The following is a 26,114-nucleotide window of genomic DNA, read 5'->3' as shown; positions in this document are numbered from 1 at the left end:
AGAACCAAGAACCTTTTATGCTCTTTACAGATTTCACCGATTATCTTTCCCTGGAAAAGCACTATTCGCCTCATACCGTAAAAGCCTATGAGAAGGATTTGGGCGACTTTGCCTTGTTTGTCTCTGAGGGATATGAAATGGGGGATATTCGAGAAGTGCCATATTCCATCATAAGGAGCTGGATCGTATCCATGGTGGATAATGGGATGGCGAACAGGAGTATCAATAGAAAGATCGCATCATTGAAATCGTATTACAAATTTCTTCTAAAGACAAAACAGATAGAGATCAATCCTTTGGCGAAGCATAAGTCGTTAAAGACATCTAAGAAGATACAGGTGCCATTTTCAGAAAAGGAGATAGAAGATGTTCTGGATTTGTTGACCGATGCAGAAGGATTTGAAGGAAAGCGGAATAAGCTTATTGTTGAATTATTTTACAGTACGGGCATGCGTCGGGCAGAGCTTGTGAATTTAAAATGCAGTGATGTGTCTATGGAGCAGCGCACTCTGAAGGTGTTGGGAAAGCGAAATAAAGAAAGGATCATTCCTTTGCTGCCTTCCGTAATTGATTCGATTAAGGCGTACCTGGAGGAGCGTCATGGATTGGAAAAGGTACAGGATCCTAACTATCTGTTACTTTCTAAAAAGGGCGTTAAAATATATGAAACCCTTGTCTACCGCATAATAAATTCCTATTTTAGTTTAGCATCGGAAAAGGTAAAAAAGAGTCCGCATATATTGCGGCATTCCTTTGCAACGCATCTCTTGAATGAGGGTGCAGACCTAAACGCAGTCAAGGAACTGCTCGGGCATTCGAGTTTGGCTTCCACGCAGGTATATACTCATAACAGTATTGCACAGTTGAAGGAAGTTTATCGCAACTCGCATCCCCGCAACTCGAAATAAGTAAAAACTAAAATTTCGCTTATGAGCTCTTACTTTTTCTAGAGGACACAACAAATCCATTGGAAAGAGCACTATTGTAATGTTGAATTCTAAAAAATCAAGACCCCTATGAAAGTAACTGTCCAAACCCCTAATTTTGCCGCTGACGGAAAACTTATCGATTTCATTGAAAAGAAGTTGAATAAGTTGGAACAATTTTACGACAGGATCATTTTTGCTGATGTGTTTTTAAAGGTTCAGAAAACGAGCGAAAAAGAAAACAAATCAGTTGAAATTTTGCTCAGTGTTCCGGGTGGTGATATGATTGTAAAAAAGGAGGCTAGAACATTTGAGGCAGGAACCGATGAGTGTATACAATCATTGGAACGACAGCTTAAAAAACGGAAGGAAAAATTGCGTGCGCATGCATGATGAAAATTTCTGAAAAAAGTTTTTTTGATTAAATAATTTATATACATTTGCAGTCCGTTAGAAATAGCGGACTTTTTTTTGGTTGAAATTAGCCAAAAAAGCCGATGTAGCTCAGCTGGCTAGAGCAGCTGATTTGTAATCAGCAGGTCGTGGGTTCGAGTCCCTCCATCGGCTCTCAAAAAGTTCTTTATAATACTGGTTAATTTCTAAAGGGGAGATACTCAAGCGGCCAACGAGGACAGACTGTAAATCTGTTGGTTTTTACCTTCGCAGGTTCGAATCCTGCTCTCCCCACATCAATTTTTCAAGATGCGGATGTCAAAAGTTCACTTTTGTAAATCTGCGTTTGAAAAATTGTAGTGAAGGGTCCCCCTTCACGGATCACCGAGCGAAGCGAGGTAATCCTCAACATGGAGTTGAGATTTGATCACCGAGCGAAGCGAGGTAATCCTCAACATGGAGTTGAGATTTTGATCACCGAGCGAAGCGAGGTAATCCTCAACATGGAGTTGAGATTTTGATCACCGAGCGAAGCGAGGTAAACCTGTGCTAACGAATCTAACCAACTATTTGGACCAGAGCTAAATATTGGTTATCTTTGCACGCTTTTATGGTCCAAGATAAAGTGCATTTTTTGACATATTGAAATCGGTTTTCTCAGGGTATTGTGCCTTGATGAAACAAAAAGCGGGAGTAGCTCAGTTGGTAGAGCGTCAGCCTTCCAAGCTGAATGTCGCCGGTTCGAACCCGGTCTCCCGCTCAATTTTCCTGCGAAGGCAGGAATCTGCTTTATGTAGATTCAACACTTTACGCCGGTGTAGCTCAGGGGTAGAGCGTTTCCTTGGTAAGGAAGAGGTCACGGGTTCAAATCCCGTCATTGGCTCACATAGAAGAATTGAACACTAATATATAAACTAAGATTAAATTAATACAAGATGGCAAAAGAAACATTTGATCGGTCCAAACCCCACTTGAACGTTGGTACTATTGGACACGTAGATCACGGTAAAACAACTTTAACGGCTGCTATTACAAAAGTTTTAGCAGATGCTGGTTTTTCAGAAGCAAGATCTTTTGATCAAATTGATAATGCACCTGAAGAAAAAGAGAGAGGTATTACTATTAACTCTTCTCACGTAGAATATCAAACAGCGAATCGTCACTATGCACACGTTGACTGTCCTGGTCACGCCGACTATGTAAAGAACATGGTTACTGGTGCTGCTCAAATGGACGGAGCGATTCTTGTTGTTGCTGCCACTGACGGACCGATGCCACAAACTCGTGAGCACATCCTTCTTGGTCGCCAGGTAGGTATCCCTCGTATCGTTGTATTCATGAATAAAGTGGATATGGTAGACGATGAGGAGCTACTTGAATTAGTTGAGATGGAGATCCGTGATCTTCTTAACTTCTACGACTATGACGGTGATAACGGTCCTGTTATCGCTGGATCTGCTTTAGGAGCACTTAACGGTGAGCAAAAGTGGGTTGATACTGTACTTGAGCTTATGGAAGCTGTAGACACTTGGATCGAAGAGCCACTTCGTGAGATCGACAAGGACTTCTTGATGCCTATCGAGGATGTATTCTCAATTACTGGTCGTGGAACTGTTGCTACAGGTCGTATCGAAACCGGTATTGCCAATACTGGTGATCCTGTTGACATCATTGGTATGGGAGCTGAAAAACTAACTTCTACTATTACTGGAGTTGAGATGTTCCGTAAGATCCTTGACAGAGGAGAAGCTGGTGATAACGTAGGTATCCTACTAAGAGGTATTGAAAAGACTGATATCAGTAGAGGTATGGTTATCTGTAAGCAAGGATCTGTTACTCCTCACGCTAAGTTCAAAGCTGAGGTGTATGTCCTTAAGAAAGAAGAAGGTGGTCGTCACACACCATTCCACAACAACTATCGTCCACAGTTCTACGTACGTACAACTGACGTAACAGGAAATATTGCTCTTCCTGATGGTGTTGAGATGGTAATGCCTGGTGATAACCTTACCATTACTGTTGACCTTATCCAGCCAATCGCAATGAATGTTGGACTACGTTTCGCTATCCGTGAAGGTGGTAGGACAGTAGGTGCTGGTCAGGTAACTGAAATTTTAGACTAATTACGTTTATATAGGAAGTCATAAGGTGTCCGCCTCCGGCGGATGCCTTGACTTTTATAACGGGGTTTACCTGCCCGCCGGCAGGCAGGGCTGAGCAAAAAGCAAAAGTTTAGTAGGTAACCTGAACTGTAAAAACGGGTTTAGCTCAGTTGGTAGAGCACTGGTCTCCAAAACCAGGTGTCGGGAGTTCGAGTCTCTCAACCCGTGCAAAAAGTAAAAAGGGAGCACTTCTCTGGAGACGAGAAGTTTATCCCGAGCGGAGTCGAGGGGAGTCTCTCAAACATTGCGAAATAACACCGAAAACGATGTTAGATTATATTAAAGAATCATATAACGAGCTGAGGAACCACGTGTCCTGGCCAACCTGGGCGGAAGCACAGAAACTTACAGTAATTGTTGCTGCCTTTTCAATAGTGCTGGCACTAGCTGTATTTGGTGTGGACAAAGTATTCAGCAACGTTGTTGAGTTATATTTCAATTGGATTAAGTCCTAAATCGAAATGACGGAAACTAAAAGTACAAAGAAGTGGTATGTGGTTCGCTCTGTAAGCGGACAGGAGAATAAGATCAAGTCGTATATCGAATCTGAGATAAAACGACTTAATTTGGAGGATTCTATTGAGCAGGTTTTAGTTCCAACAGAAAAAGTAATTCAAATCCGAAACGGGAAGAAAGTAAACAAAGAACGAGTTTACTTCCCGGGCTATATCATGATCCAGGCAAAACTGGAGGGTGAGATCCCGCACATTATCAAATCGATTAACGGGGTGATCGGATTCTTAGGTGAAACCAAAGGAGGAGATCCCGTGCCATTAAGACAGGCCGAGGTGAACCGTATGCTAGGAAAGGTAGATGAACTTACCGTTCAGGATGAGAACGTAAACATCCCTTATGTTATTGGTGAAACCATTAAAGTGATCGACGGGCCGTTCAACGGATTTAACGGAACGGTAGAAAAGATCAACGAAGAAAAACGCAAGCTTGAAGTTATGGTGAAGATTTTTGGTAGAAAAACACCATTAGAGTTAAGCTATATGCAAGTAGAGAAAGTTTAATTGTTACACGCTATATAATAGGTTTTTTTCTGAAGCTTCCAAGACGAAAAAACCCGAATTAAAATTTGAAAAATGGCAAAAGAAGTAGGTAAAGTAGTTAAGCTGCAAGTTCGTGGAGGAGCCGCTAACCCGTCTCCACCAGTTGGACCCGCCTTAGGTGCTGCCGGTGTTAATATCATGGAGTTCTGTAAGCAATTCAACGGAAGAACTCAGGATAAGCAAGGAAAAGTGTTGCCAGTGGTGATTACGGTTTATAAAGATAAGTCTTTCGACTTTGTAATTAAAACCCCACCTGCCGCTGTACAGATCCTTGAAGCCGCCAAAGTTAAAAAAGGCTCTGGTGAACCGCATATTAACAAGGTAGCCTCTATATCCTGGGACCAGGTAAGAGCTATAGCAGAAGACAAAATGCCCGATTTGAACGCATTTACCGTCGAGTCTGCCATGAAAATGGTAGCTGGAACGGCTCGTTCAATGGGAGTTAAAGTTAAAGGTGCTGCACCTTTCTAAACCGAAAAAGAATCTATAGAAATGGCAAGACTAACAAAAAAGCAAAAAGAAGCCAAAGCAAAGGTAGAGGATAGAACCTATACTCTTAGTGAGGCTTCCGCTTTGATAAAAGAGATCTCCAAGGTAAATTTTGATGCCACGGTAGACCTGGCGGTACGTCTTAACGTAGACCCACGTAAAGCAAACCAAATGGTTCGTGGAGTTGTTACCCTTCCTCACGGAACGGGTAAAGATGTAAAAGTTCTTGCTTTGGTTACTCCCGATAAGGAGAGCGAAGCAAAAGAAGCTGGAGCAGATTATGTTGGATTGGACGAATACCTCACTAAGATTAAAGGAGGTTGGACAGATGTCGACGTTATTGTTACTATGCCGAGTGTTATGGGTAAGTTAGGACCTCTGGGGCGTATTCTTGGTCCTCGCGGCTTAATGCCAAACCCTAAAACCGGTACGGTAACTATGGACGTTGCTAAAGCCGTTTCCGATGTGAAAGCTGGTAAGATCGACTTCAAAGTTGAAAAGACCGGAATCGTTCACGCGGCAATTGGAAAAGCATCTTTCGATGCTGAGAAGATCGCAGGAAACGCGAAAGAATTACTAACTACACTCGTAAAAATGAAGCCTCAATCCTCTAAAGGTACTTACATCAAGAGCATTTACATGTCCTCTACGATGAGTCCTTCAGTAGAAATTGATTCCAAGCGCTTTGTTGAGCAGTAAAATTTAGAAACATGACTAGAGAAGAAAAATCACAGGTTATAGAAAATTTGACTGCTCAGCTGGCTGAGAATAGCACCATTTATTTGGCTGATATCTCTGGCCTGGATGCAGGAACCACTTCAAATTTACGCCGCGCTTGTTTTAAAGCAGGAGTGAGACTGAGTGTTGTAAAGAATACCTTGCTTTCGAAAGCAATGGAGAGTGCCGATAAGGACTTTGGAGATTTATCTGAAGTACTTAAAGGGAATACTTCTCTTATGTTTTCTGAAACTGGAAACGCTCCGGCAAAAGTGATCAAGGCATTCAGAAAGAAATCTGAACGCCCGCTACTTAAAGGCGCGTACATTGAAGAGGCTGTTTATATCGGTGACGATCAACTTGAGAAACTTGTTAATATCAAGTCGAAAGAAGAAGTTATCGGAGACATCATCGGCTTACTTCAATCTCCTGCCAAGAATGTTATCTCTGCGCTTAAGAGCGGTGGAGGAACAATTGCAGGAATTGTTAAAACCCTTTCCGAAAGAGAAGGTTAATCATTTAGCACTAATTAAACTATAAATACAATTTTATTAAAACGATAGAAAATGGCAGATTTAAAAGATTTCGCAGAACAGTTGGTTAACTTGACCGTTAAAGAAGTTAACGAGTTAGCTGACATCCTAAAAGAAGAATATGGTATCGAGCCTGCTGCTGCAGCTGTAGCTGTTGCTGCTGGTGGAGGTGCCGGAGGCGGAGAAGCCGCTGAAGAGAAGACTGAGTTTGACGTAATTCTTACGGCTCCAGGTGGATCTAAACTTGCTGTAGTTAAGCTTGTAAAAGAACTAACAGGTGCTGGTCTAAAAGACGCTAAAGAATTAGTAGACAACGCTCCATCTCCAATCAAGGAAGGTGTTGCCAAAGACGAAGCTGAAGCACTTAAAGCTCAGTTAGAAGAAGCAGGAGCTGAGGTTGAGCTTAAGTAAGCTCGCCGAGTTCCAAACCTTAAGGTTTAGGCCTTCCGCCCAATGCGGATGGGCCTAAACCATTTTGCGTATATAAAGGTTAAGATTTTTTGAGTATACGCGTCACTGTTTTTTTAATTAAAATTCCGTCCGTAAATGTCAGTAACGCAAATTGAAAGATTGAATTTTTCCTCTGTACAGAATAAGCCGGATTATCCCGACTTTTTGGACATCCAGATCAAATCCTTCCAGGATTTTTTCCAGTTAGAAACTAAATCAGAAGAAAGAGGCAACGAAGGTCTTTACAAGACTTTCATGGAAAACTTTCCAATCACGGATACCCGAAACCAATTCGTTCTAGAATTCCTGGACTACTTCGTAGATCCACCAAGATATTCTATTCAGGAATGTATCGAAAGAGGGTTGACGTATAGCGTACCACTCAAGGCACGCTTAAAACTATATTGCACCGACGAAGAACACGAAGACTTCGAAACCATTGTACAGGATGTGTACCTTGGAACTATTCCTTACATGACCCCAAGTGGTACTTTCTGCATTAACGGGGCCGAACGAGTAGTAGTTTCTCAATTGCACCGTTCTCCCGGAGTATTCTTCGGACAATCGTTTCACGCTAACGGTACCAAGTTGTACTCGGCCCGTGTGATCCCATTCAAAGGATCCTGGATCGAATTCGCTACCGATATCAACAGCGTGATGTACGCATATATCGATAGAAAGAAAAAATTACCTGTTACAACACTTTTCCGAGCCATCGGATTTGAACGTGATAAGGACATTCTTGAGATCTTCGATCTTGCTGAAGAGGTAAAAGCTACCAAAACTGGCCTGAAGAAATACATGGGACGCAAACTTGCGGCTCGTGTTCTGAAGACATGGCACGAGGACTTCGTGGATGAAGATACAGGTGAGGTAGTTTCTATCGAACGTAACGAGATCATTCTGGACAGGGATACCGTTCTTGAAAAAGAACATATCGAGGAGATCATGGAGTCTGGTTCTAAAACAATCCTCCTTCACAAGGAAGACAACCAGTTGGCCGATTATGCGATAATCCATAATACGCTCCAAAAGGATCCTACCAACTCAGAAAAAGAAGCAGTTGAACATATTTACAGACAGTTGCGTAATGCTGAACCGCCAGATGAAGAGACGGCAAGAGGCATTATCAATAAGCTGTTCTTTAGTGATCAGCGATACAACCTCGGTGAAGTAGGTCGCTACCGAATGAACAAAAAACTGGGACTTGATATCGAAATGGAAAAGCAAGTGCTTACCAAAGAAGATATCATTACCATTATCAAATACCTGATCGAGCTAATCAACTCCAAAGCGGAGATCGATGATATCGATCACTTGAGTAACCGTCGTGTTCGTACCGTAGGTGAGCAGTTATCTGCGCAGTTCGGAGTGGGTCTTGCTCGTATGGCCAGAACCATTCGCGAGCGAATGAACGTTCGGGATAACGAGGTATTTACACCGATCGATCTGATCAACGCGAAAACACTTTCGTCTGTGATCAATTCTTTCTTCGGAACGAACCAGCTATCACAGTTTATGGATCAGACCAACCCATTGGCCGAGATCACGCACAAGCGTCGACTTTCAGCACTTGGGCCAGGAGGTCTGTCACGTGAAAGAGCAGGATTCGAGGTACGTGACGTTCACTATACCCACTACGGAAGACTGTGTCCGATCGAAACTCCTGAAGGACCGAACATTGGTCTTATTTCTTCACTTTCGGTATATGCGAAAGTGAACAACCTCGGTTTCATTGAAACTCCCTATAGAAAAGTGGAAAATGGTAAGATCGACCTCAAGAATGAGCCGATATACCTTTCCGCAGAGGAAGAGGAAGAAAAACTAATTGCACAGGCAAACATACCGCTGAAAAAGGACGGAACCATAGACAGCGACCGTGTTATTGCCCGTGAAGAAGGTGACTTCCCGGTTGTGGAACCAAAACAGGTGAACTATGCCGACGTAGCGCCAAACCAGATCGCTTCGATCTCAGCATCGCTAATTCCATTCCTTGAGCACGATGATGCGAACCGTGCACTTATGGGATCGAATATGATGCGCCAGGCAGTGCCTCTGCTAAGAGCAGATGCGCCAATCGTAGGTACTGGCCTTGAGCGTCAGGTAGCTTCAGATTCTCGGGTATTGATCAATGCTGAAGGAGATGGAGTGGTTGAGTATGTTGATGCCAATGAGATCGTGATCAAGTACGATCGTTCAGATGACGAGCGACTTGTGAGTTTCGATGGTGATAACAAGACCTATAACCTGATCAAATTCAGAAAAACAAACCAGAGTACTTCCATCAACCTGAAACCTATCGTTAAGAAAGGCGACAGAGTTGCCAGGGGACAAGTACTTTGCCAGGGATATGCTACCGAAGCCGGTGAATTGGCCCTAGGTAGAAACATGAAGGTTGCCTTCATGCCATGGAAAGGATATAACTTCGAGGATGCGATCGTGATCTCCGAGAAGGTGGTACGTGAAGATATCTTCACCTCCATCCATATCGATGAATACTCGCTTGAGGTTCGTGATACCAAGCTAGGAAACGAGGAATTGACCAATGATATTCCTAATGTTTCTGAAGAGGCTACTAAAGATCTCGACGAGCACGGTATGATCCGTATTGGTGCGGAAGTAAAGCCGGGCGATATCCTTATAGGTAAGATCACCCCGAAAGGAGAAAGTGATCCTACCCCTGAAGAAAAACTGCTTCGAGCGATCTTCGGTGATAAGGCCGGTGATGTGAAGGATGCTTCTTTAAAAGCGTCACCATCACTTCGCGGAGTAGTGATCGATAAGAAGTTGTTCGCAAGAGCAATTAAAGACAAGAGAAAGAGAGCCAAGGATAAGGAGGATATTGCAGAACTGGAAACACGTTATGATGCGAAATTCGATGACCTGAAAGATATCCTTGTTGAGAAGCTCTTCGCTATAGTTGGTGGTAAAACAGCACAGGGAGTTATGAACGACCTGGGTGAAGTAGTCTTCCCGAAAGGAAAGAAATACACTCTTAAAATGCTGAATGCCGTTGACGATTACACCCACCTAACCGGAGGTACATGGACAACGGATGCTGCGACCAATAGTATGGTGAAGGATCTTATGCACAATTATAAGATCAAGGAAAACGACCTTCAGGGTAACCTGCGTCGTGAGAAGTTCACGATCTCCGTTGGAGACGAACTTCCATCCGGAATCCTGAAACTTGCCAAAGTTTATATCGCTAAAAAGCGTAAGCTGAAAGTAGGTGATAAAATGGCGGGTCGTCACGGTAACAAAGGTATCGTTGCCCGTATCGTTAGGGAAGAGGATATGCCATTCCTTGAGGACGGAACACCAGTGGATATTGTATTGAACCCACTTGGTGTACCATCACGTATGAACATTGGGCAGATCTACGAAACCGTACTTGGTTGGGCCGGACAGAAACTGAACCAGCGTTACGCTACGCCAATTTTCGACGGAGCTACACTGGATCAGATCAACGAGCTTACCGATGAGGCAGGGATTCCAAGATTTGGTCACACTTATCTATACGATGGTGGAACCGGACAGCGTTTCGATCAACCTGCAACCGTAGGTGTGATCTACATGCTGAAACTGGGCCATATGGTAGACGACAAGATGCACGCACGTTCCATTGGACCATACTCACTCATTACCCAGCAACCACTTGGAGGTAAAGCACAATTTGGTGGTCAGCGATTCGGGGAAATGGAAGTATGGGCACTGGAAGCTTATGGAGCTTCAAGCACCCTGCGTGAGATCCTGACGGTTAAGTCGGATGACGTGATCGGCCGTGCCAAGACTTACGAGTCTATAGTAAAAGGTGAAGCCATGCCTGAACCCGGACTACCGGAATCTTTCAACGTGTTGATGCACGAATTGAAAGGACTGGGTCTGGATATCAGATTAGAAGAATAACGGAGTTTCCCGCCAAATGGCGGGAAACCATCCGAACTTCAGAAGGAGTGAAACAACACTCTTAAATCAAATAACAACAAAGCATAGTACAGAGCATTATGGCAAGAAATAAAGAAAACACAGTACAGAAGTTCAACAAGATCTCGATCGGTCTGGCATCTCCTGAATCAATTTTGGCGGAGTCAAGGGGAGAGGTGTTGAAGCCGGAAACGATTAACTACCGTACGCACAAGCCGGAGCGTGACGGGCTTTTCTGTGAGCGCATTTTCGGTCCTGTTAAGGATTACGAATGTGCCTGTGGTAAGTATAAAAGAATTCGATACAAGGGTATCGTTTGTGACCGATGTGGTGTTGAGGTAACTGAGAAGAAAGTACGTCGTGATCGTGTTGGGCATATCAACCTGGTAGTACCGGTAGCACATATCTGGTATTTCCGTTCACTGCCGAACAAAATAGGATATCTGCTAGGTCTTCCTTCGAAGAAATTGGATATGATCATCTATTACGAGCGTTACGTAGTGATTCAGCCCGGTATCGCAAAGAATGAAGAAGGGGAGCCTATTCAGAAAATGGATTTCCTAACGGAAGAAGAGTATCTGAACATACTCGAATCCATTCCACAGGAAAACCAATACCTGGAAGATTCCGATGAGAACAAGTTCATCGCGAAGATGGGTGCGGAGTGTTTGATCGACCTGTTGAACAGGATCGACCTGGATACTTTGTCCTTCGAACTTCGTCACAAAGCAAATAACGAAACATCCAAGCAACGTAAAACCGAGGCGTTAAAGCGTCTTCAGGTGGTGGAAGCACTGCGTGATGCGAACAAGAACAGGGAAAATCGTCCGGAATGGATGATCATGAAAGTGGTTCCTGTGATCCCACCGGAATTACGTCCGCTGGTGCCGCTTGATGGTGGTAGGTTTGCGACTTCGGATCTTAACGATCTGTATCGTCGTGTGATCATTCGTAACAATCGTTTGAAGCGATTGATGGAGATCAAAGCTCCTGAAGTGATCCTTAGAAACGAGAAGCGTATGCTTCAGGAATCTGTAGATTCACTATTCGACAATACGCGTAAGTCTTCAGCAGTAAAAACAGATAGCAACCGTCCGCTTAAATCCCTTTCAGATTCATTGAAAGGAAAGCAAGGACGTTTTCGTCAGAACCTACTTGGTAAACGTGTTGATTACTCGGCTCGTTCGGTAATTGTTGTAGGTCCTGAATTGAAATTATTCGAATGTGGTCTTCCGAAGGACATGGCCGCCGAACTATACAAGCCTTTCGTGATCAGAAAGCTCATCGAAAGAGGTATTGTCAAAACGGTGAAGAGTGCCAAGAAGATCATCGATAAGAAAGAACCTGTAGTTTGGGACATACTGGAGAACGTATTAAAAGGACACCCGGTTCTATTGAACCGTGCTCCTACGCTTCACAGACTAGGAATCCAGGCATTCCAGCCAAAACTTATTGAAGGTAAGGCGATCCAACTGCACCCGTTAGTATGTACGGCTTTTAATGCCGACTTTGACGGTGACCAGATGGCTGTACACCTTCCATTGGGGCCAGAAGCGATCCTTGAATCGCAGCTGTTGATGCTTGCATCTCACAATATCCTGAATCCTGCGAATGGATCACCGGTTGCGGTACCATCTCAGGATATGGTATTGGGTCTTTATTATATGACCAAATTGAGAAAGTCCACCGATGACGCGAAAGTGCTGGGTGAAGGACTTACTTTTTATTCTCCTGAAGAAGCGTTTATTGCTTACAATGAGAAGAAAGTAGATCTGAATGCGGAGATCAAGGTAAGAACCAAGGACTTCAATGAAGATGGTGAGTTGGTGAATCAGATCATCACCACTACAATTGGTAGGGTGATCTTCAACGATAAAGTACCAGAAGAAGCAGGTTACATAAATGATGTACTTACGAAGAAATCGCTTCGTGATATCATTGGAAATATCCTTAAGGTAACCAGTGTGCCTGTAACGGCTGGATTCCTTGATGAGATCAAAGACCTGGGATATAAGTTTGCATTTGAAGGAGGATTGTCATTTAGCTTAGGGGATATTATTATTCCTGCTGAAAAGCAATCGATGATCGACTCGGCGAACGGCCAGGTAGATGGCATTATTGCCAACTACAATATGGGTCTTATCACAAATAACGAACGATACAACCAGGTTATTGATATCTGGACGGCTACCAATGCCGAACTTACCGAATTGTCCATGAAGCGTATTCGCGAGGATCAGCAAGGATTTAACTCGGTGTATATGATGCTTGACTCCGGTGCGAGGGGATCTAAAGAACAGATCCGTCAGCTAACCGGTATGCGTGGATTGATGGCCAAGCCGAAGAAATCTACTGCTGGAGGTGGAGAGATCATTGAGAACCCTATTCTTTCGAACTTTAAGGAAGGATTATCGATTCTCGAATACTTTATCTCTACTCACGGTGCTCGTAAAGGTCTTGCGGATACGGCTCTTAAAACAGCAGATGCGGGTTACTTAACGCGCCGTCTGGTAGATGTATCTCAGGATGTGATCATCAACGAAGAGGATTGTGGAACACTACGAGGAATCGAAGTTTCTGCCCTTAAGAAGAATGAGGAGATCGTTGAGACGCTTAGGGAGCGAATCGTTGGACGTACGTCACTTGAGGATGTATATCACCCGCTAACCAAGGATCTATTGGTGGCAGCAGGGGATCATATCAGTGAAGAAGTTGGCCAGGCGATTTCGGAATCTCCAATCGAGATGATCGAAGTACGTTCGGCACTTACGTGTGAGGCTAAGAAGGGAATTTGTGCTCAGTGCTACGGAAGGAACCTTGCAACCAATAAGATGGTACAGCGAGGAGAAGCCGTTGGTGTTGTAGCGGCTCAATCTATTGGTGAGCCCGGAACACAGCTTACACTGCGTACCTTCCACGTGGGTGGTATTGCCAGTAACATTTCAGAAGAAAACAAACTGGTTACCAAATTCGACGGTAAAGCCGAGATTGAAGACCTGAAAACGGTGAAAGGTGAGGATAGTGAAGGGAATAAAGTGGATATTGTGATTTCCAGGACTTCAGAGATCAAATTGATCGATGAGAAAACGGGAATTACCTTAAGTACGAATAATATTCCTTATGGTTCCAGCATCTTCGTGAAGAATGGCCAAAAGCTGAAAGAAGGTACTGTAGTATGTCAGTGGGATCCATATAATGGTGTGATCATTTCTGAATTTGCCGGTAAGATCGGATACGAGAATATCGAGCAAGGAGTGACCTACCAGGTGGAGATCGATGAGCAGACCGGATTCCAGGAGAAGGTAATTTCTGAATCCAGAGATAAGAAGAAGATTCCTACGCTTCATATCCTTGGAAAGAAAGATGAAGTGATCCGTTCATACAACCTGCCGGTGGGAGCTCACCTGATGGTTGATGACGGAGATAAGATCAAGATCGGTAAGATCCTTGTTAAGATCCCACGTAAGTCTGCGAAAGCAGGTGATATTACAGGTGGTCTGCCACGTGTAACGGAGCTGTTCGAAGCTCGTAACCCATCGAATCCTGCTGTAGTTAGTGAGATCGACGGTGTTGTTTCCTTCGGAAAGATCAAGCGTGGTAACAGAGAGATCATCATCGAATCCAAACTTGGAGATATCAAGAAGTACCTTGTGAAATTATCAAACCAGATACTGGTACAGGAGAACGATTATGTTCGTGCCGGAATGCCATTATCTGATGGTTCTATTACTCCTGAAGACATCCTTCACATTAAAGGGCCATCTGCCGTTCAGCAGTACCTTGTGAACGAGGTTCAGGAAGTATACCGACTACAAGGTGTGAAGATCAACGATAAGCACTTTGAGGTGGTAGTTCGCCAGATGATGCGTAAAGTACGTATCGTAGATAGTGGAGACACTACCTTCCTGGAAAACCAGTTGGCACATAAGTACGACTTCATCGAGGAGAACGATAAGATCTTCGGAATGAAGGTTGTTGAGAATGCCGGCGACAGTGAGACTCTTAAAGAAGGACAGATCATCACGCCAAGGGATTTACGCGATGAGAATTCCATTCTTAGAAGAGCTGACAAGGCGCTGGTTGAAGCCAGGGACGCTGTCCCAGCAACGGCCACTCCAATTCTCCAGGGAATTACGAGGGCGTCGCTACAGACGAAGTCGTTTATATCCGCCGCTTCCTTCCAGGAAACAACAAAAGTATTGAACGAAGCTGCGGTAAGCGGTAAAGTAGATACGCTTGAAGGACTCAAGGAGAATGTGATCGTTGGTCATAGGATCCCTGCCGGAACCGGAATGAGAAACTACGATACGATCATCGTAGGTTCGAAAGAGGAACTGGAGGAGATGACCCGCGAGAAACAAGAAGTGAATTACAACTAACAATAAAACTTGCGCTCCTCATCGGGGCGCAAGTTGTTTAAAACAATAGTATGGCTGAAGAAAAGAAACCCAAACAGGGACAAATAAATATAGAATTAGACGCCGAGACCGCACAGGGAATTTATAGCAACCTGGCGATCATCAACCACTCACAGTCGGAATTCGTGGTTGACTTTGTCTCCATAATGCCAGGAGTGCCAAAAAGTAAGGTTAAATCAAGAATCGTACTCACTCCACAACATGCAAAGCGATTCCTCAAAGCACTAGCGGATAACGTTCAGAGGTTTGAGAATGCTCATGGTGAGATCAAAGACTACCAGCAACCTCCGATGCCCATTAATTTCGGGCCGACAGGAGAGGCTTAAATGTAATTATATCAATCCCCGCAAATAGCGGGGATTTTTTATGCTCATTCAGCAGTAATTATAGAAAAATTCCCTATAAATCATTTATTTTTCTACTCACTAACCTACAATTTCTACCCTAAAAACGTCAGTTGTCGAGTAAATCGGTCGTGATATCGAATAATTGACGAAACGTGTAAGAAAATACTGAAGGCTTCCTACTTTTGTATCAGTTCACAGAAGCCCCCGCTTTTTTTTAATCGCGATCTGTGGACGACCCAAATTAGACTTATGGAATCTTTAGCCCCCAAATCAAAGAGATTCACATTGTTATGGATACCTATTATCCTGGCGATATTCTCTACAATTTTCCAAGATACATTTGGACAAACACAAGCTCCCTCTGTTCAGACGGGGGTTACATTCCAATGGGCAGATACTCAAACAGTAAATACGGATCCTGCTACAATTAGCTCTATTACAATCGACGGAACAGTATATAATACATTTGCGGCGCCTACCGAGTATCGTCTTACACGTTTGGGACCTGATGGTCACAATGAAAATAATATTATTCTGAATGGCGTAAATGTTAACACAAACAGTAGCAACGCAACCTGGGAAGCTGATGCCATCGCTGCTTTTCAGGATAAGAACTTGAATCACTATTTCCACTCAAATGATAACGGACGGGACATTTGCAATGATTTTGTTGCTGTTGGTACAACAGACGCGCAAATTCAGACCCTTACCTATTCACCTGGAATCCCTTCAAACGATGGAGGTATCCTGGCAATAACCGAAAGAAATGCCAATAACTGTTACTATATAACAGTATATGGGATTCCTTCTGGGGGTGGCCCGGAAGTATTCCTTGGCGATACATTTGTTCGTGAGAATACCACCCAATGGGGCCCCTTGTTCAATGCTCCTCCTGCTGGAGTAGATTACTGGAACTCCGGCCGGGTTATAGAAAATGGTGGAACACTTGGGATAGCAATATTTACATTGGATGATCTTGCTCCAGTAGGATCTGTAATTACAAGAGTAGACTTAATGGCGGCTACTCAGGACCATGGCGACGGTAAAGTATTTATAGCTCAGCGATATGCTAAGCCCAAAACTGAGACCAGTTGTATGGATCAAGATTTCAATGGCACAGTAAATGACGGAAATGCGCCGCTAGGATCAACTTTCTCACTTGTGAGCGGTCCAAGTCCAGCAGGTGTTTCGTTTAGCTTTAATTCGGATGGAACATATAGCTATACGCCGACATCAGGATATTTAGGAGATGTAACCTTCGATTATGAAGTCTGTCTACCAGCCCCGAATTCAGGTATTTGCGATTCATCTTCGGTAACAATAAGCTATGTAACCTATCCTAATAACGGGTGTCCGTGTAATTCGGGAGGTGCTGACGGACCGCTATTACAGAACAACTAAGAACAATATTGAAAACTATACTTAAATATAGCATTATGAAAAAAATAGTTACTCTTTGTCTGCTTTGTGTAGCCGCCGTTTATGGTAGCTGGGCACAGGTGGGAATTGGAACAACGAATCCCCAGGAGGCACTACATATTGCGGGAAATGATAGTTCTGTTAGAATAGACGGGTTAAATAGTACCAACAATAGTAAGAACATGGGAGGTGCTGAAATGTACAATGTAGTTGTTGATGCTGATGGTAATCTGAAATTGGCAGAGCGTTCCGGAGAGTTATCTTCGGAAGCTAATTTGGTTTCTCCGGTTGTAATACAAACCACTGCTAATTCAGGAATGAATTCGAACGAGCTGTATTCAGAAACGTTTACTCTCACTCAAAGAGCCCTGGTGGTAGTTACTTATTATATCTCTATGGAATTTGAAAATTATGATGGCTCCGCCAAAGTAGATGATGGTCGGGCTAAAATTGCACACAATTACTGGTACCTCGGAAATGGAGTTACCCCTGATACATCAAAGTCCTATGGAATGACGAGTTCAGTTTACTTTAGTTCAAGTACGGATGCAGCTTCGGGTTATATATACAATTCCAGATCAGTAACAATACCGTTGGATGCAGGTACTTACAGTATTCATCTAAACGGTGCTGTATACGGTGGTGGATTAACCTCAGATGCTGCTTTCAGGGTAACTTTTGGGGACTTGGACCGCTTGGATATACATGCGATCTATCTGTAAAGAGAAGTCATTTGAAAGCAATTCTTTCTTAAATAAGGCAACATGAAAAAAACAATAACTCTTTATCTCGTTTGTTTAACAACCGTTACAGCAGGTTGGGCACAGGCAGTAGGTATCGGGACTTCGAATCCCCAGGAGAAGCTACATATTGCCGGAGCGAATAGTTCTATTCGTATTGATGGTTTGAACAGTTCCAACAACAGTGAGAATTCGGGAGGAACCGATTTGTATAATGTGGTAGTTGATAGTGATGGTAATCTCTCATTAGCCGATCGCTCCGGTGCAATTTTTTCTCAGAATGCACTTTCAGCACCCGTGGTTGTGCAAACTGCTTTCGATTCAGATACTAATTCAAGCGAGCTTTATACAAGAACTTTTACTCTAACGCAGCGAGCTTATGTAGTTGTGACCTATTATATGTCTATGGAGTTTGAAAGCTATGACGGCGCCTCAAAGCTTGTTGATGGCCGTACTAAAATAGCTCATAATTACTGGTATCTCGGTGATGGGGAAAATCCTGATACTTCCAAGAAATTTGGAACCACATCAACTGTATATACCAATGAAAATTGTGATACAGCTTCAGGTTATATCTATAATTCCAGGTCGGTTACCATGCCTTTAGATGCAGGCACCTACAGCATTCATCTCAATGGTGAAGTAAACGGCGGAGGCTTGAGCTCCGATGCATCATTCAGAGTTACCTTTGGCGATATGGATCGTTTGGATATCCACGCCATCTATCTGTAAAGTCTGTATCGAAAGGAAGATAAGTAGCTGATTTTCATCAAGTAATGCGCTCTTTTATGCGTATTTGATACCGTAAATACGTATTTGGTCGAAAATATCAATCATTTATGATGTCATTTAGCATTTTTCACCTCCACGGGTGACTTTTTTTTGGTAAATTTATACTTGAAACAAGTGGTTGAGGTTTTCTACTTTCCTTGATCCTGATTAATTCGTTCTCGGTTACTCCCCTTCCAGAGCGTTCGATTTTAATTTTTTACGCCCCAATATCTTAGTGACATGGCATACTAAATGTCTATGAGGCTGATATTATGATGGGATTTAAAAAATATTTGTTTCTACTTTCCTTGCTTTTAGGAGGTATATCTGCAAATGGGCAGGTTGGAATCAATACTACTGATCCTCAACAATCACTTCACATTGCCGGAACCACAGGAACCTTAAGAATAGAAAGTCTTAATTCGACAAATAATTCTTACAATGGAGGTGATGCCAATGGCGATTTGGATCTTACCAATGATACATATCCGTTATATGTAGATGAGAACGGTGATTTCACGCTTGAACTCTCTGTTTTTGAGGATAATGCTGGTATCGATGCATTCGATGATACAACCTTGTCCACAAGTACTGTTACCTTACTTGGAACTAGTCTTACAGGTGGTCAAAGAACAACCATTCAAAGTTATACAATTACAGTCCCACGATCAGTTTTATTAGAAGTGAAATACGGCATGAGCGCCAGAGTTTACGCTGATAATAGTTATTCAACAATAACTGATAATCGAGCTAGACGAATTTTTAACTTTATTTCCGTAGATGGCATGACGAGAAGATGGGGAAGGACTTCGAAATGTTATTCAAATTTATCTTCTGCAGGCGTGGATGGTATTCTTTATAACAGTGCGACCACTTATATTTATTTGCCTTCAGCAGGTACTTATACCATAAACTTGGAAGGTGGAGTTTCCTCCGGAGTTAAGAATGGAGGTGGGGGACCAAATGCTGAAGCCACCTATGTTGAATTTGCAGTCGGAGATGATCATTTATTCATGAGATTACATTAAAATTATGAAGACTAGGCAGATCATTCAAAAATATATTCTGGTAAGTATCTTTTTTATGATATCCTACGCTCTGTTTTCTCAAGTTGGGATTGGAACGACTACCCCTCAAGAGGATCTTCATATATCCGGTGCATCTTCCACTATCCGAATAGAAAGTTTGAATGCTGCAAATAATACTTATAATGACGGTGTAAAACTAGCGCCAGCTTATGTGGATGGAAACGGAGATATTACAATAGGAAACGGCTCTGGCGCGACCGGCCAGGAACCTCTGAATTTTCTTTTAGTGATTGATAATTTTGTAACGGATGATCCTTATAGCCTAGGAATCAGGACAGGAGTGGTTGTAAATAACAATGACCTTGGTGAAACTGTAACGGAAGGACTCATTACAACAGTAACTTTTGACACTCCCCAGGATGCCTTCGTGGAAGTCAAATATGGGATGACTATGATTGTAGTGGGTAATGATCTTTCTGCGGGTTGTCCGTGCTTTTATCCTACCTTGAATCAAGCCGTTTCTATGTTTACATACTTCAAGGTGGATGTAGGTAATGATGGATTCCTTGATCCGACTGAAGATTCGAAATATTACGGCCAGAAATCTCAATATTTTGCAACTTCTAATCAGGGATCAATTGGATATCCATATCAAAATGGTCAGGGTATGTTAAAAGTTCCTGCAGGTACTCATACAATATATTTTTTTGGACGTGTAGAAGATGATGCCTCTAGTTATACGAGTGTGGGCTTTGGAGGTGCGCAGGACTATTTAAAGATTAGAATCTATAATTAAAATGAATATGAGAACGTCCATAGTTTTTTTTGCCTTAGGTTTTTCGTGTACTTTACTGGCGCAGGTAGGTATTAATACTACGAATCCTCAACAGTCAGTTCATGTCGCTGGTTCGACGTCTAATGTTAGGATAGATGGCTTAAATGAGTCTAACAACACGGAAAATCTAGGTATAAATAGTACGACTAGGGTATATGTTGATGGAGAGGGAGACTTGGTATTAGGAAGTGAAAGTGATAATGTGCAAATGCTTGTCGATTCCGAAAATTATCTCAATAATGTTGAGAACCCAACCAGTCTGGTTAATCAAACAGGAACAGCATTCGGGTATGAAATTGCCGGATATCCGACTGACTTTGCCGGGAGTACATTCACTTTAACCAAAAATGCCATTGTAGAAGTGAATTATTCAGTATCATATTCCTTATATAAAACAAGCGGAGCGAGTGGAAGAATAGATGATCAGCATGCGAGAATTGTACAAACTGGCTTGTACTTTCGGGAAGTAACCGATCCTACCGATCCTTATGCGGGCCCGGCAGTAATAAATGATTTAGACGGAATTCCAATAAATGGTGGTCCCTGGTGTATTGATGTGAATGCGTCTGGTACCGTATGTCTTGAAACAGGTGGTTTATTAGCCTTAAACGGACAATTTTATGCGAACAACAGTAACCGAAATGGTGAATACAAGAATTTTTGGAATACAGGTACGGACTACGTGAAATTGCCCCCAGGAACCTATGTTGCACTTTTTGCGGCTCAGTTAGCAGTGGGTAATGTTTCCGGGACCGGTGCGGTAAAAATGTACTTAGGATCCGGTGCAGATGAAATGCAAATTATTGCCCACTACTACGATTGAATTGCTACAGATTCAAATTCACTCACAAAATGCAATTTGACACCTGGGAACTTAGACTGCGTCATTTGTAGCGTGAATGCCGAATCTGCAAAGAAGACCAACTGACCGCGTTTATCCTTGGCAAGAAACTTTGCCTTAACTCGTTTAAACTCTTTGAATTCATCACTATTTGGGTCTTCCGGATCTACCCAGCAGGCTTTGTGAACATTTAGGTTTTCGTAGCGGCACTTGGCTCCGTACTCGTGCTCCAGTCTGTACTGAATCACTTCAAATTGTAACGCACCCACAGTACCAATTACTTTTCGGCCATTGAGTTCAAGAATGAACAACTGCGCTACACCTTCATCCATAAGCTGATCGATCCCTTTCTCGAGCTGTTTGCTTTTCATGGGATCAGCATTGTTTATGTACTTAAAGTGTTCTGGTGAGAAGCTTGGAATACCCTTGTATTGCATGATTTCGCCTTCTGTAAGAGTATCACCAATTTTAAAGTTCCCGGTGTCGTGCAGTCCTACAATATCACCAGGGTAGGAGATATCGACAATTCGTTTCTTTTCAGCAAAAAAGGCATTCGGACTAGAAAACTTCATTTTCTTACCGTTTCGTACATGGAGATATGGAGTGTTTCGTTCGAATGTACCCGATACAATCTTAACAAAGGCCAGTCGATCCCTGTGTTTCGGGTCCATATTCGCATGGATCTTAAATACAAATCCGGAAAATTTTTCCTCTTCGGGTTTCACCAGCCGGGTGTCACTTGCTTTAGGTCTGGGGCGCGGAGCAATTTCAATAAAACAATCTAAGAGTTCTCTAACACCGAAATTATTTAGGGCCGAACCAAAGAAAACAGGCTGAAGCTCACCTTCCAGATAGGCATCGCGGTCAAAATCAGGATATACCTCATGAACCAGTTCCAGTTCCTCGCGTAGCGTATCGGCCGCGTCCTTGCCTACGAGTTCATCGAGTTCAGAACTAGAAATGTCTTCTACTTCAATTGTGTCTTCAATGTTCTTTCTATTGTCCCCACTGAAAAGGTTTACGTTCTTCTCCCAAACATTATAGATCCCTTTGAAGTCGTATCCCATACCTATTGGGAAACTCAGAGGTGTAACTTTAAGGTGAAGTTTTTGCTCGATCTCATCCAGAAGTTCAAATGCATCTTTTCCTTCCCTGTCGAGCTTATTGATAAAAACGATCATAGGAATGTTCCGCATACGGCATACTTCTACTAACTTTTCAGTTTGTTCTTCCACACCCTTAGCCACGTCAATAACCACAATAACGCTATCCACTGCCGTTAAGGTTCTAAATGTATCCTCGGCAAAATCCTTGTGCCCGGGGGTGTCCAGGATGTTGATTTTAATGTCCTTATATTCGAATGCCAAAACAGAGGTAGCCACCGAAATACCTCTTTGGCGTTCGATTTCCATGAAGTCGCTAGTGGCTCCTTTTTTGATCTTATTACTCTTTACCGCACCGGCTTCCTGAATGGCGCCACCGAAGAGTAATAACTTCTCAGTTAAAGTAGTTTTTCCCGCATCCGGATGGGAAATAATTCCGAAGGTTTTCCTTCTGGCAATTTCTTTATTTAATGACATGAATTGTGCTAAATATTTAGCGCAAATATACTGCTTGTTTTAAACTCTTTAACCGAGAAATTGGAATTTCAATTCCTACAACATGATGCTCTCATATATGTTGAAAAATAAGGGATATACGTGTATATACGTACATATAATTCCTACAAAAAAACACCGATTTTCCTATCAAATTATGTAGTTCAACGAATATTTGTTACACTTCGGCTAATACTTAACTATTTGTTAAATCTGAACGTATTTTCCTACTTATATTTGACTGATTATGTTGTGGGAGAACTATAGATGTTCGACCTCCATTAAAACATTTTAGTCATGCAAAAGAAGTACACGATCAAAGTTTTGATCACACTCGCCCTCGCTCTTTTTTTGAATGGTTTTTCCGTTCATGCACAGAGTTGTGATACTCAGTTGAGTGTTCACAAGAACCGGGATGCCCGGTCTGCGACTGTTAATGATCCCACTAGATTTCAGATGGAGATCACGAATAAGTCCGGCCGATCTCAATCCTATGAAATTCAATCAGTAGCTTTCGAAGAACCATGTGAAAAAATTGGCATGTCTAATTCTTCCAGTAGAAGGACTTCAGATCTGAATGTAAGTATTTCTTCGGAAGGATCCAGAAGTAATTTCATTACTGTACCAGCAGGAGGAACTAAAACCTTCCTTGCGGAGATTTCAGTTAATGTTGGTTCTAAACTGAATGTTTGGAAGTGCGTTGAACTGAAAGCCGTTTCCGAAGCATGCTCGAAGAGTGAAGCTCGTAAATTACTAAAAGTTTACATTCCCGACCCCACGGAGAACTAATAGGTTTCGTGCCCCCGAAATCGCCCCCGATTCTTAACCGAAATACATTTTGCTGGTAGTAAAATATAATAGGTTTCAACCTAAATCACATTTTATGAAGAAGCAACTACACTTGAGAAGTAGCATAATTACCAAGGCAACCATTCTTTTTCTGGCCTTGTTTCTTTCCAATGCTGAAACGCTCAAGGCGCAAGATATTACGCTGGACAAGACAGCAATTGAAAGTGCCTTATGTAATCAGTTCGATATCTCTTTAACCGTAACTGGTAATCCTCCACCAATTCCCCAGGAGGTTATTCTCGTTATAGATAGGTCCGGTAGTATGGGATTCGATATTCCAAACGATCCGAACGAACCCATTGATTATGCCAAAGACGCCGCAACCGATTTTATCAATAATCTCTTCTTACCGGCTAACAACCCAACAGGTTTAAACCGAATCGCGATCGTATCTTATTCCACCGATGCGACAGTGGATGAGAGTTTTGTACTTGCTGCAAACAAACAGGATGCAATTGATGCAGTTGACGGATTAGTTGCTAATGGCGGAACGAATATCGCCAGGGCTATGGACACTGCGGATAATCACATGATAAACAATGCAACGTTTGACTGTATTACCTCCCGAAGTATAATTCTACTTACCGATGGTGTTACCAACCGTACATTAGGCGGGTCAAGTTGTTCAAGTTCTCCAACACCACCATTCCCGGCTAACAATACACAGTGTATGACCGATGCCATCAATGAAGGTGTTGCAGCACAAACTACCTTAAACCCTCCTGCACCGGCAGATCCGGGATTATACGACCAAAGCATTTTCTCGGTAGGTCTTTTTGGGGCTATCGAAGGAGATCAGCAAACAGCCGCCACGTTTGTGCTTGATGAGATAGAGAATAAAGGATTATTCACAACAGAAAGCGCGGCCGATCTAACAACAATTTATAATGACATCCTTGGACAATTGGCTCTAGCTGCCAAAATGGGGATTGTGACCGATATTCTTGGCTCAGGATTTCAATTGGTACCGGGATCACTTAGTGACCCTGTAAATGCTTCATATAATTCAGGCACTAATACGATTACATGGGATTTGGGAGATGTTTCCAATGAAACATTAATGCTTGATTACACTATTGAAGCTGTTGGAATGCAAGGTTGCGGAATTCAAAATTCCGGAATGAGTTCCATGAGTTATGAAGATGCTAACTGTAGTAACGTTACCACACCTTTCCCGAATCCAGAAGTCTGTGTTCCATGTCCCGTGATTACCGACCCAGTCGTTGATCAGGTTGAATGTACAAATGTTATAGATTATTCAGCGACTTTTGATCCTGGAACGTGCACACCTTTCACTCTTGGTTTTGAGTGGGAATTCTTCCTGAATGATGTTTCCGTAGGTACTGTTTCTGGTACCACCATGGGAGACCTGTCGGGTAGTTTTACTTATTCAGGAATTGATCCTTTTCAAGGGGATTTCAAGGCACAACTTACCTACAATGGAACATATAACAACAATTGTAATTTACCTCCGGTAGTAGTTGAATCCGAAATTCAGGTATACTTACCACCGGAGATGCCAACTTCAGGAGGTGATCAGGCAGAGTGTGCTTCTTCTCCTGTTCAAACCCTTACCGCTCAGGTTGTTCAAACGCCAGGTGCTAGTATCGTATGGTACGATGCCGCTACTGGAGGTAATGTGGTTCCCGATCCTTCGCTAAGTAGTGTTGGTACTGAAACGTATTATGCTGAAGCAGTAGACGACGTTAGCGGATGTTCAAGTCTGGACAGAACACCAGTTACCTTAACAATTTATGATTGTAATATAGTAATCGAGAAGAACGCACTTAATAACGATCCTAATGGATGTAATGCAGTACCTGCAGGTCAGGATATCGACTACGTCTTCACAGTAACCAATATTGGTAATGTTGAGATAACGGATGTTGAGGTGAATGATCCACTTATAGATGCGGTTAACCCGATTCCCGGACCAGATTCAGGAGATACAAATAATAACGGAATTTTAGATGTAGGTGAAGTTTGGACATATACCGCGAGCTATACAGTAACACAACCTGATATTGTGAATGGCCAGGTGGTAAATGTCGCAACCGTAGACGGAAACGTAACGGGTTCAAGTGCTTCTTTTAATGTTAACGATGATGATAGTGAAACATTCACTCTTTGTCAGAATGCCGAAATTGAGATAACAAAAGCTACAGATGGAGATACGTCTAATTGTAATCCATATATAGAAGGAAGTACGGTTAATTACACATTTACAGTTTCAAATCTAGGTGATGTAGACGTCACTAATCTTGTTGTTAATGACCCACTTCTGGGTGGAGTAGTAGCCGGACCGGCATCAGGTGATGTTAGCAATCCCGGCGTATTAGATATTGGAGAAGTTTGGACTTATAATGCTTCTTACAACGTTACTCAAGCAGATATTGATGCTGGTATTATTTCGAATACTGCAACTGCGAATGGTGATACAGCATTAGGAGCAGTAAACGATACGAGTAATACTATTGACCTTACAATCTGTCAAAATCCAGACATTGCACTGGTAAAAACATCGGATCAGGTACCAGGTGGGCCGGGCAACTGTGTTGACCTAGCTGAGGGTGATACGATCACCTATACCTTTACGGTAACCAATGCGGGTAACCT

21 protein-coding genes and 5 tRNA genes are annotated in these 26,114 nt (G+C 42.7%); 25 read left to right on the top strand and 1 reads right to left on the bottom strand.

Annotated elements, in window-relative coordinates; translation table 11 throughout:
• The first annotated feature begins 17 nt into the window (after positions 1–17).
• The 23 genes from J1N09_RS12555 (at position 18) to J1N09_RS12445 (ending at position 21,033) form a co-directional block, all read left to right on the top strand.
• Positions 18–908, top strand: coding sequence for a tyrosine-type recombinase/integrase (locus J1N09_RS12555; RefSeq protein WP_265200579.1), 891 nt, complete (start codon positions 18–20; stop codon positions 906–908).
• Positions 909–1,016: 108 nt separating this feature from the next.
• Entirely contained in the window at positions 1,017–1,319 is a 303-nt protein-coding gene (gene hpf / locus J1N09_RS12550; protein ID WP_265200578.1) for a ribosome hibernation-promoting factor, HPF/YfiA family, read from the top strand.
• A gap of 100 nt (positions 1,320–1,419) precedes the next feature.
• Positions 1,420–1,493: transfer RNA gene (locus tag J1N09_RS12545), tRNA-Thr, on the top strand.
• A gap of 37 nt (positions 1,494–1,530) precedes the next feature.
• A tRNA-Tyr gene (locus J1N09_RS12540) sits at positions 1,531–1,613 on the top strand.
• 393 nt (positions 1,614–2,006) lie between these two features.
• Positions 2,007–2,079: transfer RNA gene (locus J1N09_RS12535), tRNA-Gly, on the top strand.
• 51 nt (positions 2,080–2,130) lie between these two features.
• Positions 2,131–2,202 (top strand) — tRNA-Thr (locus J1N09_RS12530).
• A 52-nt stretch (positions 2,203–2,254) separates the two neighbouring features.
• Positions 2,255–3,442 (top strand): elongation factor Tu, encoded by a 1,188-nt coding sequence (gene tuf, locus J1N09_RS12525; RefSeq protein WP_265200577.1) that lies wholly within the window; start codon positions 2,255–2,257, stop codon positions 3,440–3,442.
• 134 nt (positions 3,443–3,576) lie between these two features.
• Positions 3,577–3,649: transfer RNA gene (locus J1N09_RS12520), tRNA-Trp, on the top strand.
• Positions 3,650–3,747: 98 nt separating this feature from the next.
• Positions 3,748–3,936 (top strand): preprotein translocase subunit SecE, encoded by a 189-nt coding sequence (gene secE, locus J1N09_RS12515; RefSeq protein WP_265200576.1) that lies wholly within the window; start codon positions 3,748–3,750, stop codon positions 3,934–3,936.
• A gap of 6 nt (positions 3,937–3,942) precedes the next feature.
• Positions 3,943–4,497: a transcription termination/antitermination protein NusG gene (nusG, locus tag J1N09_RS12510; RefSeq protein WP_265200575.1), complete on the top strand. Its 555-nt coding sequence runs from the start codon at positions 3,943–3,945 to the stop codon at positions 4,495–4,497.
• A 72-nt stretch (positions 4,498–4,569) separates the two neighbouring features.
• Positions 4,570–5,007, top strand: a complete 438-nt coding sequence (gene rplK, locus J1N09_RS12505) for a 50S ribosomal protein L11 (protein WP_265200574.1) — start codon at positions 4,570–4,572, stop codon at positions 5,005–5,007.
• Between the two features lie 21 nt (positions 5,008–5,028).
• A complete protein-coding gene (gene rplA / locus J1N09_RS12500; RefSeq protein ID WP_265200573.1) occupies positions 5,029–5,724 on the top strand; it encodes a 50S ribosomal protein L1 in 696 nt (231 codons plus the stop codon).
• Positions 5,725–5,735: 11 nt separating this feature from the next.
• Positions 5,736–6,257 (top strand): 50S ribosomal protein L10, encoded by a 522-nt coding sequence (gene rplJ / locus J1N09_RS12495; protein WP_265200572.1) that lies wholly within the window; start codon positions 5,736–5,738, stop codon positions 6,255–6,257.
• Positions 6,258–6,308: 51 nt separating this feature from the next.
• Positions 6,309–6,686 carry a 50S ribosomal protein L7/L12 gene (rplL, locus tag J1N09_RS12490; protein ID WP_265200571.1) on the top strand — a complete coding sequence of 126 codons (378 nt, stop codon included), beginning with the start codon at positions 6,309–6,311 and terminating at the stop codon, positions 6,684–6,686.
• 135 nt (positions 6,687–6,821) lie between these two features.
• The gene (gene rpoB, locus J1N09_RS12485) at positions 6,822–10,634 is read left to right on the top strand and encodes a DNA-directed RNA polymerase subunit beta (RefSeq protein WP_265200570.1); all 3,813 of its coding nucleotides are present in this window, start codon (positions 6,822–6,824) and stop codon (positions 10,632–10,634) included.
• Between the two features lie 98 nt (positions 10,635–10,732).
• Positions 10,733–15,031: a DNA-directed RNA polymerase subunit beta' gene (gene rpoC, locus J1N09_RS12480; RefSeq protein ID WP_265200569.1), complete on the top strand. Its 4,299-nt coding sequence runs from the start codon at positions 10,733–10,735 to the stop codon at positions 15,029–15,031.
• A gap of 50 nt (positions 15,032–15,081) precedes the next feature.
• Positions 15,082–15,396, top strand: coding sequence for a DUF3467 domain-containing protein (locus J1N09_RS12475; protein WP_265200568.1), 315 nt, complete (start codon positions 15,082–15,084; stop codon positions 15,394–15,396).
• A gap of 270 nt (positions 15,397–15,666) precedes the next feature.
• Positions 15,667–16,818, top strand: a complete 1,152-nt coding sequence (locus J1N09_RS12470) for an Ig-like domain-containing protein (protein WP_265200567.1) — start codon at positions 15,667–15,669, stop codon at positions 16,816–16,818.
• 35 nt (positions 16,819–16,853) lie between these two features.
• Positions 16,854–17,558, top strand: coding sequence for a hypothetical protein (locus J1N09_RS12465; protein WP_265200566.1), 705 nt, complete (start codon positions 16,854–16,856; stop codon positions 17,556–17,558).
• 42 nt (positions 17,559–17,600) lie between these two features.
• On the top strand, positions 17,601–18,308 hold the full coding sequence (locus J1N09_RS12460) for a hypothetical protein (RefSeq protein ID WP_265200565.1): 708 nt from the start codon (positions 17,601–17,603) through the stop codon (positions 18,306–18,308).
• Between the two features lie 311 nt (positions 18,309–18,619).
• Positions 18,620–19,375 (top strand): hypothetical protein, encoded by a 756-nt coding sequence (locus J1N09_RS12455; protein WP_265200564.1) that lies wholly within the window; start codon positions 18,620–18,622, stop codon positions 19,373–19,375.
• Positions 19,376–19,379: 4 nt separating this feature from the next.
• On the top strand, positions 19,380–20,171 hold the full coding sequence (locus tag J1N09_RS12450) for a hypothetical protein (RefSeq protein WP_265200563.1): 792 nt from the start codon (positions 19,380–19,382) through the stop codon (positions 20,169–20,171).
• A gap of 7 nt (positions 20,172–20,178) precedes the next feature.
• Positions 20,179–21,033: a hypothetical protein gene (locus J1N09_RS12445; RefSeq protein WP_265200562.1), complete on the top strand. Its 855-nt coding sequence runs from the start codon at positions 20,179–20,181 to the stop codon at positions 21,031–21,033.
• On the opposite strand, the gene J1N09_RS12440 is transcribed toward J1N09_RS12445, so the two are convergent.
• Positions 21,024–22,631: a peptide chain release factor 3 gene (locus J1N09_RS12440; RefSeq protein WP_265200561.1), complete on the bottom strand. Its 1,608-nt coding sequence runs from the start codon at positions 22,629–22,631 to the stop codon at positions 21,024–21,026. The genes J1N09_RS12445 and J1N09_RS12440 overlap by 10 nt on opposite strands.
• A gap of 315 nt (positions 22,632–22,946) precedes the next feature.
• Here J1N09_RS12440 and J1N09_RS12435 point away from each other — a divergent pair, with 315 nt between their 5' ends.
• Positions 22,947–23,438 carry a hypothetical protein gene (locus tag J1N09_RS12435; RefSeq protein WP_265200560.1) on the top strand — a complete coding sequence of 164 codons (492 nt, stop codon included), beginning with the start codon at positions 22,947–22,949 and terminating at the stop codon, positions 23,436–23,438.
• Positions 23,439–23,532: 94 nt separating this feature from the next.
• Positions 23,533–26,114 (top strand): VWA domain-containing protein (locus J1N09_RS12430; RefSeq protein ID WP_265200559.1); only part of this gene is annotated, 2,582 nt, incomplete at its 3' end.

It is taken from the genome of Aureitalea sp. L0-47, from assembly GCF_026126405.1.
Lineage (GTDB): Bacteria > Bacteroidota > Bacteroidia > Flavobacteriales > Flavobacteriaceae > Pukyongia.
This window is presented reverse-complemented; position numbering and strand designations above follow the sequence as displayed.

Coding starts and splice junctions, on each gene's coding strand:
- J1N09_RS12555 (WP_265200579.1), top strand. CDS start 18: ATGCTCTTTACAGATTTCACCGATTATCTTTCCCTGGAAAAGCACTAT.
- hpf (WP_265200578.1), top strand. CDS start 1,017: ATGAAAGTAACTGTCCAAACCCCTAATTTTGCCGCTGACGGAAAACTT.
- tuf (WP_265200577.1), top strand. CDS start 2,255: ATGGCAAAAGAAACATTTGATCGGTCCAAACCCCACTTGAACGTTGGT.
- secE (WP_265200576.1), top strand. CDS start 3,748: ATGTTAGATTATATTAAAGAATCATATAACGAGCTGAGGAACCACGTG.
- nusG (WP_265200575.1), top strand. CDS start 3,943: ATGACGGAAACTAAAAGTACAAAGAAGTGGTATGTGGTTCGCTCTGTA.
- rplK (WP_265200574.1), top strand. CDS start 4,570: ATGGCAAAAGAAGTAGGTAAAGTAGTTAAGCTGCAAGTTCGTGGAGGA.
- rplA (WP_265200573.1), top strand. CDS start 5,029: ATGGCAAGACTAACAAAAAAGCAAAAAGAAGCCAAAGCAAAGGTAGAG.
- rplJ (WP_265200572.1), top strand. CDS start 5,736: ATGACTAGAGAAGAAAAATCACAGGTTATAGAAAATTTGACTGCTCAG.
- rplL (WP_265200571.1), top strand. CDS start 6,309: ATGGCAGATTTAAAAGATTTCGCAGAACAGTTGGTTAACTTGACCGTT.
- rpoB (WP_265200570.1), top strand. CDS start 6,822: ATGTCAGTAACGCAAATTGAAAGATTGAATTTTTCCTCTGTACAGAAT.
- rpoC (WP_265200569.1), top strand. CDS start 10,733: ATGGCAAGAAATAAAGAAAACACAGTACAGAAGTTCAACAAGATCTCG.
- J1N09_RS12475 (WP_265200568.1), top strand. CDS start 15,082: ATGGCTGAAGAAAAGAAACCCAAACAGGGACAAATAAATATAGAATTA.
- J1N09_RS12470 (WP_265200567.1), top strand. CDS start 15,667: ATGGAATCTTTAGCCCCCAAATCAAAGAGATTCACATTGTTATGGATA.
- J1N09_RS12465 (WP_265200566.1), top strand. CDS start 16,854: ATGAAAAAAATAGTTACTCTTTGTCTGCTTTGTGTAGCCGCCGTTTAT.
- J1N09_RS12460 (WP_265200565.1), top strand. CDS start 17,601: ATGAAAAAAACAATAACTCTTTATCTCGTTTGTTTAACAACCGTTACA.
- J1N09_RS12455 (WP_265200564.1), top strand. CDS start 18,620: ATGATGGGATTTAAAAAATATTTGTTTCTACTTTCCTTGCTTTTAGGA.
- J1N09_RS12450 (WP_265200563.1), top strand. CDS start 19,380: ATGAAGACTAGGCAGATCATTCAAAAATATATTCTGGTAAGTATCTTT.
- J1N09_RS12445 (WP_265200562.1), top strand. CDS start 20,179: ATGAGAACGTCCATAGTTTTTTTTGCCTTAGGTTTTTCGTGTACTTTA.
- J1N09_RS12440 (WP_265200561.1), bottom strand. CDS start 22,631: ATGTCATTAAATAAAGAAATTGCCAGAAGGAAAACCTTCGGAATTATT.
- J1N09_RS12435 (WP_265200560.1), top strand. CDS start 22,947: ATGCAAAAGAAGTACACGATCAAAGTTTTGATCACACTCGCCCTCGCT.